This window comes from Aquabacterium humicola, from assembly GCF_030167915.1.
GTDB lineage: Bacteria > Pseudomonadota > Gammaproteobacteria > Burkholderiales > Burkholderiaceae_C > Pseudaquabacterium > Pseudaquabacterium humicola.
Genome location: NZ_JARGNB010000001.1, coordinates 862,153 through 876,681, shown reverse-complemented (window position 1 = coordinate 876,681; position 14,529 = coordinate 862,153). Strand labels below are relative to the sequence as shown.

At 70.5% G+C, this 14,529-nt stretch carries 12 protein-coding genes; 9 read left to right on the top strand and 3 right to left on the bottom strand.

All coding sequences use genetic code 11. The features are described 5' to 3' along the window. Positions 1 to 2: 2 nt before the first annotated feature. Positions 3 to 1,088, top strand: a complete 1,086-nt coding sequence (locus P1K89_RS03880; RefSeq protein WP_284615046.1) for a LacI family DNA-binding transcriptional regulator — start codon at positions 3 to 5, stop codon at positions 1,086 to 1,088. Positions 1,089 to 1,334: 246 nt separating this feature from the next. Beyond that, complete coding sequence (locus P1K89_RS03875) at positions 1,335 to 2,417, top strand: aldose epimerase family protein (protein ID WP_284615045.1); 1,083 nt, start codon at positions 1,335 to 1,337, stop codon at positions 2,415 to 2,417. Positions 2,418 to 2,474: 57 nt separating this feature from the next. Here the strand turns inward: P1K89_RS03875 and P1K89_RS03870 are convergent, their stop codons facing one another. Both P1K89_RS03870 and araD read right to left on the bottom strand, forming a co-directional pair. After that, positions 2,475 to 3,380 (bottom strand): SMP-30/gluconolactonase/LRE family protein, encoded by a 906-nt coding sequence (locus tag P1K89_RS03870; protein WP_284615044.1) that lies wholly within the window; start codon positions 3,378 to 3,380, stop codon positions 2,475 to 2,477. Between the two features lie 12 nt (positions 3,381 to 3,392). Further along, positions 3,393 to 5,114 (bottom strand): L-arabinonate dehydratase, encoded by a 1,722-nt coding sequence (gene araD, locus P1K89_RS03865; protein WP_284615043.1) that lies wholly within the window; start codon positions 5,112 to 5,114, stop codon positions 3,393 to 3,395. A gap of 113 nt (positions 5,115 to 5,227) precedes the next feature. Here araD and P1K89_RS03860 point away from each other — a divergent pair, with 113 nt between their 5' ends. Next, a complete protein-coding gene (locus P1K89_RS03860; RefSeq protein ID WP_284615042.1) occupies positions 5,228 to 6,007 on the top strand; it encodes an SDR family NAD(P)-dependent oxidoreductase in 780 nt (259 codons plus the stop codon). Between the two features lie 77 nt (positions 6,008 to 6,084). On the opposite strand, the gene P1K89_RS03855 is transcribed toward P1K89_RS03860, so the two are convergent. Continuing rightward, a complete protein-coding gene (locus P1K89_RS03855; RefSeq protein ID WP_284615041.1) occupies positions 6,085 to 7,050 on the bottom strand; it encodes a LysR family transcriptional regulator in 966 nt (321 codons plus the stop codon). Between the two features lie 137 nt (positions 7,051 to 7,187). Between P1K89_RS03855 and araD1 the strand changes: the two genes are divergently transcribed. The 6 genes from araD1 (at position 7,188) to mmsB (ending at position 14,526) form a co-directional block, all read left to right on the top strand. Then, on the top strand, positions 7,188 to 8,192 hold the full coding sequence (araD1, locus tag P1K89_RS03850; protein WP_284615040.1) for an AraD1 family protein: 1,005 nt from the start codon (positions 7,188 to 7,190) through the stop codon (positions 8,190 to 8,192). 5 nt (positions 8,193 to 8,197) lie between these two features. Next, entirely contained in the window at positions 8,198 to 9,631 is a 1,434-nt protein-coding gene (locus tag P1K89_RS03845) for an aldehyde dehydrogenase family protein (protein ID WP_284615039.1), read from the top strand. 29 nt (positions 9,632 to 9,660) lie between these two features. After that, positions 9,661 to 10,620, top strand: coding sequence for an ABC transporter substrate-binding protein (locus P1K89_RS03840; protein ID WP_284615038.1), 960 nt, complete (start codon positions 9,661 to 9,663; stop codon positions 10,618 to 10,620). Between the two features lie 27 nt (positions 10,621 to 10,647). Next, on the top strand, positions 10,648 to 11,712 hold the full coding sequence (chvE, locus tag P1K89_RS03835; RefSeq protein ID WP_284615037.1) for a multiple monosaccharide ABC transporter substrate-binding protein: 1,065 nt from the start codon (positions 10,648 to 10,650) through the stop codon (positions 11,710 to 11,712). 71 nt (positions 11,713 to 11,783) lie between these two features. Then, a complete protein-coding gene (gene mmsA / locus P1K89_RS03830) occupies positions 11,784 to 13,325 on the top strand; it encodes a multiple monosaccharide ABC transporter ATP-binding protein (protein ID WP_284615036.1) in 1,542 nt (513 codons plus the stop codon). Next, complete coding sequence (gene mmsB / locus P1K89_RS03825; protein WP_284615035.1) at positions 13,309 to 14,526, top strand: multiple monosaccharide ABC transporter permease; 1,218 nt, start codon at positions 13,309 to 13,311, stop codon at positions 14,524 to 14,526. The genes mmsA and mmsB overlap by 17 nt, the downstream gene beginning before the upstream one ends. Positions 14,527 to 14,529 lie beyond the last annotated feature (3 nt).

Here is a 14,529-nt window from a genome sequence, read left to right as displayed (position 1 = left end):
ACGTGGCCGGCGAGCCCAAGCCCCGCAGGGCGCGCCGCGCCGCGACGCTGGCGGACGTCGGCCGCGAAGCCGGCGTTTCGGCCATGGCGGCGTCGGCCGTGCTCAATGCGGCGAAGACCTCGACCCGCATCTCCGAAGAGACGCGCGTGCGCGTGCTCGCCGCCGCCGAGAAGCTGCGCTACCGGCGCAACGCCACCGCGCGCGGGCTCGCGCACCGGCGCATGAATACGCTGGGGGTGGCCGCCACGCTGATCGGCGACGAGCCGAACCAGTACTTCCTGGAGGTCTTCAACGGCATCATCCAGCGCGCCGCGGCGCGCGGGCAGACGGCCACCGTCTTCACGCTGAGCGACTGGCACGAGGCGCCGCTGCGCATTCCGGCCTTCTGCGACGGGCGCATCGATGGCCTGATCCTACTGGCGCCGCTGCTCCAGCCCGATGCCGCGTCCTGGCTGCCCGAGCACACGCCGATGGTGTCCGTGCATGCGAACCACGTCATCGCCGGCGTCGTGAACCTGGAGTCCGACGAAGAAGCCGGCGCCTTCGAGATGACCGGCCGGCTGCTGGCGATGGGGCACCGGCGCATCCTGCACGTCGGCGGGCCCCTCGATGCGATGGGGGCCGAGCGCCGGGTGCAGGGGTACCTGCGTGCGCATGCCGCGGCGCGCGTCAAGCCGCCCGCCGGCCACGTGCTGCGCGGCACCTTCAGCGTCGAGGGCGGTCGCGACGCGCTGGAATCCTGGCTGCGACGGCACCGCGGCGAACCGCTGCCCGACGCGGTGTTCGCCGCCAGCGACGCCATCGCGCTGGGCTGCATCGACCGGCTGCTCGCGCGGGGCCTGCGCATCCCGGCCGACATCTCGGTCGTGGGGTTCGACGACATCGTGCTCGCGCGCACCGCGCGCATCGCCACCGTGCGCCAGCCGCTGCGCGAGCTCGGCGCGAAGGCGGTGGACGTGCTGCTGACGCGCATCGAGGCCGGCCTGCACGCCGGGTATGGCGGGCCGCGCAACATCGTGCTGCCCACCGAGCTCGTGGTGCGCGGCACGCTGGCGGCGCCGCGCACGGCGCCGCTGGCCATTGCCTGACCGGGCAGCGGCGCCGCTGCGCATTGCCTGAGCGGGCAGCGGTGCCGCTGCCCGTCGCCTGACCAGGCACCCGGCACTGGCGCAGGCCGCCACGCTCGCTTTCCCCTAGTCGACGGTTGGCCGCTGGTGGCAGCCGCTGTGTATAGTTTGGGCATCGAATTTAATAAGCCGGCGGCTTGAACGCATCGACGGATCGGTCATCGACGGATCCGTCGACGGGTGAGGCGGCCGGTGTGAGCTCACGTGGTGGATTCCCGCTCCAGCAGCACGTGCCGGGTCCGGCAGCGCGGCACCGGCCTGCGGCATGCAGGCCGCGAGGTCACCGAGTACCTGCTCGATGCGGGGGGCGGTGTCTCGATGGCGGTGCTCGACCTCGGGGGCATCGTGACCGCCGTGCACTGCCCCGACCGCCAGGGCCGCGCGGGCAACATCGTGCTCGGGCCGGCGCGCCTGGACGACTACCTGGGGGGTGCGCGCAACTTCAACAGCCTGATCGGGCGCTACGCCGGGCGCATCGCCGGCGCGCGTTGCCGGCTCGATGGCCGCGACGTGCGGCTGGCCGCGAACGAGGGACCGAATGCGCTGCACGGCGGCCCGCAGGGCTTCGGCAGCCGGCTGTGGCGAGTCACGGCGCTGCCGGATGCCGCCGATGGCAGCGCCGCGATCGAACTGGCGCTCGACAGCGAGGACGGCGACCAGGGCTTTCCCGGCCGGCTGCAGGTGCGGGTGCGCTACACGCTGACGCGCGCCGCCGAATGGCGCATCGACTACCACGCCGTCACCGACCAGCCGACGGTGATCAACCTGACGCACCATGCCTACTGGAACCTGGGCGGCGGCGGCAGCATCGAGGACCACCGGTTGACGCTGCCGGCCGGCCGCTATGCTGTATTGGGCGCGGCCATGATCCCGCAGGGCCTCGAGGACGTGGCCGGCACGCCGCTGGACTTCCGTGCCGGGCGGCGCATCGGCGACGGCCTGCGCGCGGCGCATGCGCAGATCATCGCCGGCTGCGGGTACGACCACTTCTTCGAGCTGCACCGCAGTGCGCCGGGCCTGGTGCCGGCGGCGCGGCTCGAGGACCCGGCGAGCGGCCGCGTGCTGCACATCGAGACCACCGAGCCCGGCATCCAGTTCTACTCCGGCAACTTCCTCGACGGCACGCTGCAAGGCCACCATGGCGCGATGCTGCGCCAGGGCGACGCGCTGTGCCTGGAGACGCAGCACATCGGCGATGCGCCGAACCGGGCAGATGCGCCGGGCACCGTGCTGCGGCCGGGAGAGGTGTTCACCAGCACCACGGTGCACCGGTTCGGCGTGATGCCCTAGCGCATGAAGGACACGTCCACGCCACGCCTCGACCGGCGCGCCCGTGCGCGGCGCCGGTCAACCGGCGTAGGCGTGCGCCGGCAGGCCGGTGGCGTCGGTGTCGACGGCGAAGAGCGCGCCGGCCAGCGGCTCGGCGGCCCGCTGCGCCGCATCGAGCCCGAAGCGCGCGCTGGTGACGAACAGCGTGCACAGGTCGGGGCCGCCGAAGGCGACGTTGGTGACGTGGCTCGTCGGCAGCGGCACGCGCAGCAGCTCGGCGGTGGTGCCGGGATCGTGGCAGGTGACGCAGGCGGCGCCCCAGTGCGCGATCCACAGCCGGCCGGCGGCGTCGGTGGTCATGCCGTCGGGGAGGCCGTCCTGCGCATCGAAGCGAAGCCAGGTGCGCGGTGCATCGAGCCGGCCGGTGGGGGGGTCGAAATCGTACGCGCGGATCTCGCGCCGGACGGTGTCGTTGACGTAGAAGGTGTGGCCGTCCAGCGACCACGTGGGCCCGTTGGTCACCGCCCAGCCGAGGTCGGCCGCGCGCCAGGGGCGGCGATCGGCGCCGTAGCAGTACAGCGCACCGGTCGGCGCCTCGCAGCCGAAGTCCATGCTGCCGAGCCAGAAGCGGCCGGCGGCGTCGCATCGGCCGTCGTTGAAGCGGTTGCCGGTGCGCTCGGGTTCGGGTTCGTCCAGGCGCTCCAGCGCGCCGCTGTCCGGATCGAACAACGCCAGCCCGCGGCGCAGCGCCAGCGCGAGGCCCGTGCGGCCGCGGCGTTCGGCGACCGCCGAGACCGTCTCGCCGTCGAAGTGCCACTGCCGGCGCCCGCCGCCCGCCGCGTCGCAGCGCAGCAGGGTGCCGTTCAGGATGTCGACCCAGTACAGCGCCTGCTCGTGCACCGACCAGCAGGCGCCTTCGCCGAGCGTCGCGCCGGCGTCCCACAGGCAGCGCACGGGCGATTTCAGGCGCGGGGCGGTGGTCATCGCGGCGTCGCCTCAGTGAGAATCGCGCGGCACCGGCGCGCCGCTGCCGCCGACCAGGAAGTCGAGGTCGGCGCCGAGATGGGCCTGCTGCACATGGTCCACGTACAGCTTGTACCAGCCGCGCTCGGGCCTGGGCGGCGGCGTCCACGCGTCGCGGCGGCGCGCCAGCTCCGCGTCGCTGACTTCCAGGTGCAGGCGGCGGCGCGGCACGTCGAGCTCGATGATGTCGCCGTTTTGCACCAGCGCCAGCGGCCCGCCGGCCGCCGCTTCGGGCGAGGTGTGCAGCACCACGGTGCCGTAGGCCGTGCCGCTCATGCGCGCATCGCTGACGCGGACCATGTCGGTGATGCCCTTCTTCAGCACCTTCGGCGGCAGCGGCATGTTGCCGACCTCGGCCATGCCCGGATAACCGCGCGGCCCGCAGCCCTTGAGCACCATCACGCAGGTCTCGTCGATGTCCAGCGCCTCGTCGTCGATGCGCGCATGGAAGTCCTCGATGCTCTCGAACACCACCGCGCGGCCGCGGTGCTGCAGCAGGTGCGGCGACGCGGCCGACGGCTTGATCACCGCGCCGTCGGGCGCCAGGTTGCCGCGCAGCACGGCGATGCCGGCGGCCGGCTTGAACGGCTCGGCCAGCGGGCGGATCACCTCGCGGTTCCAGCACGGCGCCTGGGCGATGTTGTCGCCGAGCGTCTTGCCGTTGACGGTCAGCGCGTCCGCGTGCAGCAGGTGGCGGATCTCCTTCATCACCGCGGGCAGGCCGCCGGCATAGAAGAAGTCCTCCATCAGGAAGCGGCCCGACGGCTGCAGGTCGACCAGGCAGGGCACCTCGGCGCCGAAGCGGTCCCAGTCGTCCAGGTTCAGCGTCACGCCCATGCGGCCGGCCACGGCCAGCAGGTGGATCACCGCATTGGTCGAGCCGCCGATCGCGGCATTGGTGCGGATGGCGTTCTCGAAGGCCGCGCGCGTCAGCACCTTCGACATGCGCAGGTCTTCCTTGACCATCTCGACGATGCGGCGGCCGGTCAGCTGCGCCAGCCGGTTGCGGCGCGTATCGGCCGCGGGGATCGCGGCGTTCTCCGGCAGCGACATGCCCAGGGCCTCGACCATCGAGGCCATCGTCGAGGCCGTGCCCATCGTCATGCAGCTGCCCTTGGAGCGGTGCATGCAGCTCTCGGCCTGCGTGAACTCCTCCATCGTCATCTCCCCGGCACGCACCATCTCGCTCATCTGCCAGACGCCGGTGCCCGAGCCGATGTCCTGGCCGCGGAACTTGCCGTTGAGCATCGGCCCGCCGGACAGGCCGATGGTCGGCAGGTCGCAGCTCGCCGCGCCCATCAGCAGCGAGGGCGTGGTCTTGTCGCAGCCCATCAGCAGCACCACGCCGTCGATCGGATTGCCGCGGATCGACTCCTCGACGTCCATGCTGGCGAGGTTGCGGAACAGCATCGCGGTGGGCCGCAGCTGCGTCTCGCCGAGCGACATCACCGGGAACTCCAGCGGGAAGCCGCCGGCTTCGTAGACGCCGCGCTTGACGAACTCGGCCAGCTCGCGGAAGTGGCCGTTGCACGGCGTCAGCTCGCTCCAGGTGTTGCAGATGCCGATCACCGGCCGGCCGTCCAGCAGGTCGTGCGGGTAGCCCTGGTTCTTGATCCAGCTTCGGTGCACGAAGCCATCGCGGTCCGGCCTGCCGAACCAGGCCTGGCTGCGGCGGACGGGCTTCTTCGGATCCATAACGCTCCTTGACGCTTGACGGCCGGGAGCTTATCGCCGCAAACTGATATCAGAAAAATAACAAAATGAACACTAAACATATCAATTCACGTATACCTCATTCGGAGCAACGCATGCCGCCTGTCGCCCACCCGGCCTCGTACCCCAGCCTCGCGGGCCGCCGCGTCTTCGTCACCGGGGGCGGCTCCGGCATCGGAGAAGCCATCGTCGAGGCGTTTGCGCGCCAGGGCGCGCTGGTCGCCTTCGTCGACGTGGCCGACGCCGCCAGCGCCGCGCTCGCCGAGCGACTGGCCGGCGGGGGACTGCCGCGCCCGTGGTGGCGCCGATGCGACGTGCGCGACGTGCCCGCGCTGCAGCAATGCATTGCCGAGGCGGCCGAGGGCCTGGGCGGCGACTTCGACGTGCTGGTCAACAACGTCGCCAGCGACGACCGCCACGCGCCGGAGGCGGTGACGCCGGACTACTGGGACGAGCGCATGGCCGTCAATGCGCGGCCGGCGTTCTTCGCGATCCAGGCGGTGCTGCCCGGCATGCAGCGGCGCGGCGGCGGCGCGGTGGTGAACCTCGGCTCGATCGGCTGGCAGATCAAGGAGGGCGCCTACCCGTGTTATGCGGTGGCGAAGTCCTCGGTCAACGGCCTCACGCGCGGCCTCGCGCGGCCGCTCGGCGCGCATGGCATCCGCATCAACACCGTGACGCCGGGCTGGGTGATGACAGAGCGCCAGCGGCGGCTGTGGTGGACGCCCGAGGGCGAGGCGGAGCGCCGCCGCAGCCAGTGCCTCGTGGACGAGCTGCTGCCGCACGACATTGCCGCGATGGTGCTGTTCCTCGCCTCGGACGACGGCCGCATGTGCACCGCGCAGGAATTCAAGGTCGACGCGGGGTGGGCCTGAGCCCGCACGGCCGCCCGTTGGGCACAGGCCCGCGGGCGCAGCCCGACGGCGCCCCCGGGCGGAGCGGCCGCCGGGGCCTACGGCGCCGCGTCGAGGGCCACGTTGTAGACCGTCATCGCCGCCTGGCGCAGCGCGGCCAGCATCGCCTTGGCGCCCGGCGACAGCAGCCGGTCGCTGCGCGTGATCAGGCCGAAGCCGTCCATCTTGCAGGGCAGCTGGATCGGCAGCACGGCGACCATGCCGTGTTCGGCGTAATAACGCGCGACGTCCGCGGCCAGCACGGCGACCATGTCGCTGCGCTGGAGCATGCGCGTGATGAACAGCAGCGCGGTGGTCTCGATCAGGTTGACCGGCGGCTCCAGCCCGTCCTCCTGGAACATCAGCTCGAAGCGGTGGCGCAGCACGCTGCCCGACGGCGGCACGATCCAGCCGGCGCCGACCAGGTCGCGCAGGCCCAGCTTGGCCACCGACAGCAGCGCATGGCCGGGGCGCGCCACCGCCGCCACCGGCTCCTCGACCAGCGGCTGGTAGCGCAGCGCGCTCTTGTCGTGGGTCTCGAACAGGCGGCCGATGACCATGTCGAGCTTGCCCTGCTGCAGCCGCTCCATCAGCACGTCGCTGGTCTCGATCTGCAGCGCCACGCGCAGGTTGGGATGCGCCTGCTTCACCAGCGCGGTGGCCGCCGGCAGCAGCGTCATGCCGGGCGCGGTGATCGCGCCGACGCTGACCTGGCCGAAGCGGCCGGCCTTCAGCGCCTCGATCTCGTCATGCGCCTGCGACAGGCTGGCCAGCGCCATGCGCGCGTGCCGGATCATCGTCTCGCCGTACCACGTCGGCCGCATGCCGCGCGGCAGCCGCTCGAACAGCGGCGCGCCCAGCGCGTCCTCCAGGTCCTTCAGCAGCTTGGACGCCGCCGGCTGGGTCATGTTCAGCACCTGCGCGGCGCGGTGGATGTTGCCTTCCTCCTCCATCGCCACCAGCAGCAGCAGCTGCCGCGTCTTCAGCCGGGCGCGGATGAACCAGTGGGTGTACGGAGCGGGCATCGGTCGCAGCCTCGGATTGACGGATGCCAAATCGTATATGACTCCAGCCGCAATCTCTATTGGTTAGTTATCGGTCGCGTTCGTACCATCGCCCCGCACGAACACCGGTGGACGGACATCGGTGCGCAGGAGACACGATGCGACTGATCCAGTACCTCGACGCCCAGGGGCGCGAGCAGGTGGGCGTGACCGCCGGCCGGGCCGAACCGGTGCGCGTGGTGGTGGGCGCCGGCAGCACGCGCGCGCTGGCGCTGGCCGCGCTGGCCGCCGGGCGCTCGCTGCAGGCGCAGGTGCACAGCTTGCCGGCCGAGCCGAGCGCCGAGACCTACGGCGAGCTGCTGGACGAAGGCCGCGTGCTGCCGCCGCTGACGCATGCCGATCCGTCGCGCTGCCTCGTCAGCGGCACCGGCCTGACGCACCTGGGCAGCGCCGCGACGCGCGACGCGATGCACCAGAAGCTCGCCGGCGACGAGGCCGCGCTGTCGGACTCGATGCGCATGTTCAAGTGGGGCGTCGACGGGGGCCGGCCGGCCGCCGGTGCCGCCGGCGTGCAGCCCGAGTGGTTCTACAAGGGCGACGGCGACATCGTCGCCCGGCCGGGTGCGCCGCTGGCGTCGCCGGCATTCGCGCTCGACGGCGGCGAGGAGCCGGAGCTCGTCGGCCTGTACGTCATCGGGCCCGACGGCCGGCCCGCGCGCCTGGGCTTCGCGATCGGCAACGAGTTCTCGGACCATGTGGTCGAGCGCCAGAACTACCTCTACCTCGCGCATTCGAAGCTGCGGCCCTGCGCCATCGGGCCGGAGCTGCGGCTGGGCGCGCTGCCGGCCGACCTGCGCGGCGCGAGCCGCATCCGCCGCGGCGATGCGGTGCTGTGGGAGAAGCCCTTCGTCACCGGCGAGGCCAACATGTGCCATTCGCTGGCGAACCTGGAGTTCCATCACTTCAAGTACGCGGCCCACTGCCGGCCGGGCGACGTGCACCTGCACTTCTTCGGCACCGCGACCCTGAGCTTCGCCGATGGCATCCAGGCGCAGCCGGGCGACCGCTTCGAGATCGAGCTGCCGGGCTTCGGCGAGCCGCTGGTCAATGCGCTGGCGGCCGCGCCCGCCGCCTTCGCGCCCGGCGGCATGCACCTGCTGTGACCGCCATGCCCGCGCTGAAGCACCTGATCAACGGCCGCTGGGAGACCGGCGTCACGCTGGGCAGCAGCGAGAACCCGTCGGACCTGTCGGACACGGTGGCCGAGTTCGCCCGCGCCGATGCGACGCAGACCGAGGCCGCGATCCGCGCGGCGGCCGATGCGCGCGAGGACTGGGCGCACAGCACGCCGCAGCGCCGCTTCGAGGTGCTGGATGCGATCGGCAGCGAGATCCTCGCCCGCAAGGACGAGCTCGGCCGCCTGCTGTCGCGCGAAGAAGGCAAGACGCTGCCCGAGGGCATCGCCGAGACCGCGCGCGCCGGCCAGATCTTCAAGTTCTTCGCCGCCGAGGCGCTGCGCATCCCCGGCGAGAAGCTGGCCTCGGTGCGCCCGGGCGTCGAGGTCGACGTCACGCGCGAGCCGGTGGGCGTGGTCGGGCTGATCGCGCCGTGGAACTTCCCGCTCGCCATTCCGGCGTGGAAGATCGCGCCGGCGCTGGCCTATGGCAACAGCGTGGTCTTCAAGCCCGCCGAGCTGGTGCCGGCCTGCGGCGCGGCGCTGGCCGAGATCATCAGCCGCGCGGGCCTGCCCGCGGGTGTGTTCAACCTGGTGATGGGCAGCGGCCGGCTGGTCGGCCAGACCATCGTCGACAGCCCGCTGGTCGATGCGATCAGCTTCACCGGCTCGGTCTCGGTCGGGCAGCAGCTGCTGAAGGCCGCCGCCGCGCGCCAGGCGCGCGTGCAGCTCGAGATGGGCGGCAAGAACCCGCTGGTGGTGCTCGACGATGCCGAGCTCGCGCGCGCCGTCGACTGCGCGGTGCAGGGCAGCTTCTACTCGACCGGCCAGCGCTGCACGGCCTCCAGCCGCATCATCGTCACGCCCGGCATCTTCGACCGCTTCGTCACGGCGCTGCGCGAGCGCACGCGGGCCCTGGTGGTGGGCCATGCGCTCGAGCGCGGAACCGACATCGGCCCGGTGGTCAGCCAGGCGCAGCTGGAGCAGAACCTGGCGTACCTGGAGATCGGCCGCGCCGAAGGCGCCGAATGGCTGGCCGGCGGCGAGCGGCTGCAGCGCGACACGCGCGGCCACTACATGAGCCCGGCGCTGTTCATCGCCGAGCCGCAGCACCGCATCGCGCGCGAGGAGATCTTCGGACCGGTCGCCTGCCTGATCCGCGCCAACGACTACGAGCATGCGCTGGCGCTGGCCAACGACACGCCGTTCGGCCTGTGCGCCGGCATCTGCACGACGAGCCTGAAGCATGCCGCTCACTTCCGGCGCCATGCGCAGGTCGGCATGGTGATGGTGAACCTGCCGACCGCCGGCGTCGATTTCCACGTGCCCTTCGGCGGCCGCAAGGGTTCCAGCCACGGCCCGCGCGAGCAGGGCCGCCATGCCGTGGAGTTCTACACCACGGTCAAGACCGCCTACATCCACGCGTGACCACACGCACGACCGCAGAGGAGACCCGCATGAGAACCACCCGTCGCACCACCCTGGCGGCCGCCGGGGCCCTGGCCCTGAGCGTCGCGCTGCCCGCCTTCGCGCAGAAGAAGATCGTGCTCGGCTTCAGCCAGATCGGCGCCGAGAGCGAATGGCGCACCGCCAACTCCGAGTCGATCAAGTCCTCGGCCAAGGACGCCGGCATCGAGCTGAAGTTCTCCGATGCGCAGCAGAAGCAGGAGAACCAGATCAAGGCGATCCGCTCGTTCATCGCGCAGAAGGTGGACGTGATCGCGTTCTCGCCGGTGGTCGAGAGCGGCTGGGGCACGGTGCTGCGCGAGGCCAAGGCCGCGAAGATCCCGGTGATCCTGACCGACCGCGCGGTCAATGAGAAGGACGACTCGCTGTGGGTCACCTTCATGGGCTCGGACTTCGTCGAGGAAGGCCGCAAGGCCGGCCGCTGGCTCGTCGAGAAGATGAAGGACCACAAGGGCGAGGTCAACATCGTCGAGCTGCAGGGCACCGTGGGCTCGGCGCCGGCGATCGACCGCAAGAAGGGCTTCGAGGAGATCCTGAAGGCCGACCCGAAGTTCAAGATCATCCGCAGCCAGACCGGCGACTTCACCCGTGCCAAGGGCAAGGAGGTGATGGAAGCCTTCCTGAAGGCCGAGGGCAAGAAGATCAACGTGCTCTACGCGCACAACGACGACATGGCCATCGGCGCGATCCAGGCGATCGAGGAAGCGGGCCTGAAGCCGGCCAAGGACATCACGATCATCTCGATCGACGCGGTCAAGGGGGCGTTCGAGGCCATGATCGCTGGCAAGCTCAACGTCAGCGTCGAGTGCAGCCCGCTGCTCGGGCCGCAGCTGATGCAGGCCGTCAAGGACCTGAAGGCCGGCAAGACATTGCCCAAGCGCATCGTGACCGAGGAGACCATCTTCCCGATGGAAGTGGCCGCCAAGGAATTCCCCAAGCGCAAGTATTGAGTTGTCGAGATCATCCAGGAGACGACGATGAAGCAGTGGATCACGCGGCTGGCCGCGGTTGCGGCCTGCACGGCCGCCTTCATGCAGCCGGCGGCGGCGCAGGACAAGGGCACCATCGGCATCGCGATGCCGACCAAGTCGTCGTCGCGCTGGATCGCCGACGGCCAGAACATGGTCAAGGAGTTCCAGGCCAAGGGCTACAAGGCGGACCTGCAGTACGCCGAGGACGACATCCCGAACCAGCTGGCCCAGATCGAGAACATGATCACCAAGGGCGTGAAGGTGCTGGTGGTGGCGTCGATCGACGGCACCACGCTGTCCGGCGCGCTGCAGAAGGCGGCCGACAAGGGCATCAAGGTCATCGCCTACGACCGCCTGATCAAGGGCACGAAGAACGTCGACTACTACACCACCTTCGACAACTTCCAGGTCGGCGTGCTGCAGGCGAACTCGATCGTCGACAAGCTCGGCCTGAAGACCGGCAAGGGCCCGTTCAACATCGAGCTCTTCGGCGGCAGCCCGGACGACAACAACGCCTTCTTCTTCTACGACGGCGCGATGAGCGTGCTCAAGCCCTACATCGACTCGGGCAAGCTCGTCGTGCGCAGCAAGCAGATGGGCATGGACAAGGTCGGCACGCTGCGCTGGGACGGCGCGACCGCGCAGGCGCGCATGGACAACCTGCTGTCGGCCTTCTACGGCAAGGAGAAGGTCCACGCGGTGCTGAGCCCGTACGACGGCATCTCGATCGGCATCCTGTCGTCGCTGAAAGGCGTGGGCTACTGCAGCGCGCAGCAGCCGTGCCCGGTGGTCAGCGGCCAGGACGCGGAGATCCCGTCGGTGAAGTCGATCCTCAAGGGCGAGCAGTCGTCCACCGTGTTCAAGGACACCCGCGAGCTGGCGCGGGTAACGGTGAACCTGGTCGACGCCATGCTGGCCGGCAAGCAGCCCGAGGTCAACGACACCAAGACCTACAACAACGGCGTCAAGGTGGTGCCGTCCTACCTGCTGAAGCCGGTGGCCGTGGACAACGGCAACTGGAAGAAGACGCTCGTCGACAGCGGCTACTACAAGGAATCGCAGGTGCGCTGAAGGCCGGGCCGCCCGCGCACGCTGCCCGGCGCACACGTTGCCGGGCGTGCGCGGGCCCCGGCGCCCTCGCCATGGACGTACTGCTCGAAATGCGGGGCATCCGCAAGACCTTCCCCGGCGTCGTCGCGCTCGACGGCGTGAACCTGTGCGTCCGTGCCGGCGCGATCCACGCCATCGTCGGCGAGAACGGCGCCGGCAAGTCGACGCTGATGAAGGTGCTGTCGGGCGTCTACCCGCACGGCAGCTTCGACGGCGAGATCCGCTTCGCCGGCCAGTCGCGCCGCTTCGGCGGCATCGCCGACAGCGAGGCGCAGGGCATCATCATCATCCACCAGGAACTCGCGCTGGTGCCGCTGCTGTCGATCGCCGAGAACATGTTCCTGGGCAACGAGCCGGCCCGGCATGGCGTGATCGACTGGGCCGAGGCCCACCGCCGCACGCGCGAGCTGCTGGCGCGCGTGGGGCTGGATGAATCGCCCGCCACCCTGGTGACCGACCTCGGCGTCGGCAAGCAGCAGCTGGTCGAGATCGCCAAGGCGCTGGCCAAGCAGGTCAGGCTGCTGATCCTCGACGAGCCGACCGCCAGCCTGAACGAAAGCGACAGCGCCGCGCTGCTGCGGCTGCTGCAGGAGCTGAAGCGGCAGGGCATCGCCTGCATCCTGATCTCGCACAAGCTCAACGAGATCGAGCAGGTCGCCGATGCGCTCACCGTGCTGCGCGACGGCGCGACCGTGGCGCACTTCGACTGCCGCGACGTGGCCGTCGGGCAGGACGTGGTCGTGCGCCACATGGTCGGCCGCGAGATGGCGGACCGCTATCCGAAGCGCACGCCGAAGATCGGCGACACGCTGTTCGAGCTGCGCGATTGGTGGGTGCACCACCCGCAGCATGCCGATCGGGCCGTCGTGAAGGGCGTGAACCTGCACGTCCGGCGCGGCGAGATCGTCGGCATCGCCGGGCTGATGGGCGCCGGCCGCACCGAGCTGGCGATGAGCGTGTTCGGCCGCAGCTGGGGCCAGCGCATCCGCGGCACGGCGCTGGTGCACGGCCAGCCGCGCGACCTGTCGACGGTGCGCAAGGCCGTCGCCGCGGGCCTGGCCTACGTCACCGAGGACCGCAAGTCGCTGGGGCTGGTGCTGAACGACTCCATCGCGCACAACACCTCGCTGGCGAACCTCGAGGGCGTCTCGCGCCGCGGCGTGATCGACGAAGGCCGCGAGCACCGCGTGGCCGAGGACTTCAGGCGCAAGCTCGCGACGCGCTGCGCCGGTGTTCACCAGCCGGTGGCCAACCTCTCGGGCGGCAACCAGCAGAAGGTGGTGCTGGCCAAGTGGCTGTTCTCCGGGCCCGAGCTGCTGATCCTCGACGAGCCCACGCGCGGCATCGACGTGGGCGCCAAGTTCGAGATCTATTCCCTGATCGCGCGGCTGGCCGAAGACGGCGTCGCCATCCTGCTGATCTCCTCCGAAATGCCCGAGCTGCTGGGCCTGTCCGACCGCCTGTACGTGATGAACGAAGGGTCCTTCGTCGCGGAGCTCACGGCGGCCGAGGCCTCGCAGGAGCGGATCATGCATGCCATCGTCAACGGGTCGAGACATGAACGCCGTGCCTGAAGTCCATCTCCCCGCAACCCGGCCGCAGCCCGCGGGCACGCGACAGGCCGTGCACTTCCTGAAGCAGAACCTGCGCGAGTACGGCATGCTGCTGTCGCTCGTGGTGATCATGGGCTTCTTCCAGGTCGTCACCGACGGCACCTTGCTGCAGCCGCTGAACCTGACCAACCTGGTGCTGCAGAACAGCTACATCGTCATCATGGCGCTGGGCATGCTGCTGGTGATCGTGGCCGGGCACATCGACCTGTCGGTCGGTTCGGTGTGCGGCTTCGTCGGCGCGCTCGCGGCGGTGCTGATGGTGCAGTTCGACTGGCACTTCGTGCCGGCCACGCTGGCCTGCCTGGCCGCCGGCGCGGTGATCGGCGCGGCGCAGGGCTGGTTCGTCGCGTACTTCAAGATCCCCAGCTTCATCGTCACGCTGGCCGGCATGCTGGTGTTCAAGGGGCTCGCGCTGGCGCTGCTGCAAGGGCAGTCGCTCGGGCCGTTCCCGGAGTCCTTCCAGCTGCTGAGCTCGGGCTTCATTCCCGAGGCCCTCGGCACCGGCGGCGGCGAGCTGCGCATGACGTCGCTGCTGCTGGGCATCGGCGTCGCCGTGACGCTGGTGGTGGCGGCCTGGCGCGCGCGGGGCCATGCGCAGGTGCACGGCATGGAGACCGAGCCGGTCGTGCTCTTCGTCGTGCGCAACGCGGCCTTCGCGGGCATCCTCGTCGCGCTGTCGTGGCTGATGGCCTCGTACAAGGGCCTGCCGAACGTGCTCGTCGTGATGTTCATGCTGACGCTGGCCTACGACTTCGTCACCACCCGGACGGTGCCGGGCCGCCGCCTCTACGCGCTGGGCGGCAACGAAAAGGCGGCGCGGCTGTCGGGCATCAAGACCGAGCGCCTGGCCTTCCTCACCTTCGTCAACATGGGCGTGCTGGCGGCGCTGGCGGGCCTGGTATTCGCCGCGCGGCTGAACACCGCGACGCCGAAGGCGGGCCTCGGCTTCGAGCTGGACGTGATCGCCGCCTGCTTCATCGGCGGCGCGTCGGCCTCCGGCGGCGTCGGCAAGGTGATGGGCGCGGTGATCGGCGCGTTCGTGATGGGCGTGATGAACAACGGCATGTCCATCCTCGGCGTCGGCATCGACTACCAGCAGGTCATCAAGGGCGGCGTGCTGCTGGCCGCGGTGTGCCTGGACGTCTACAACAAGAACAAGTAGCCG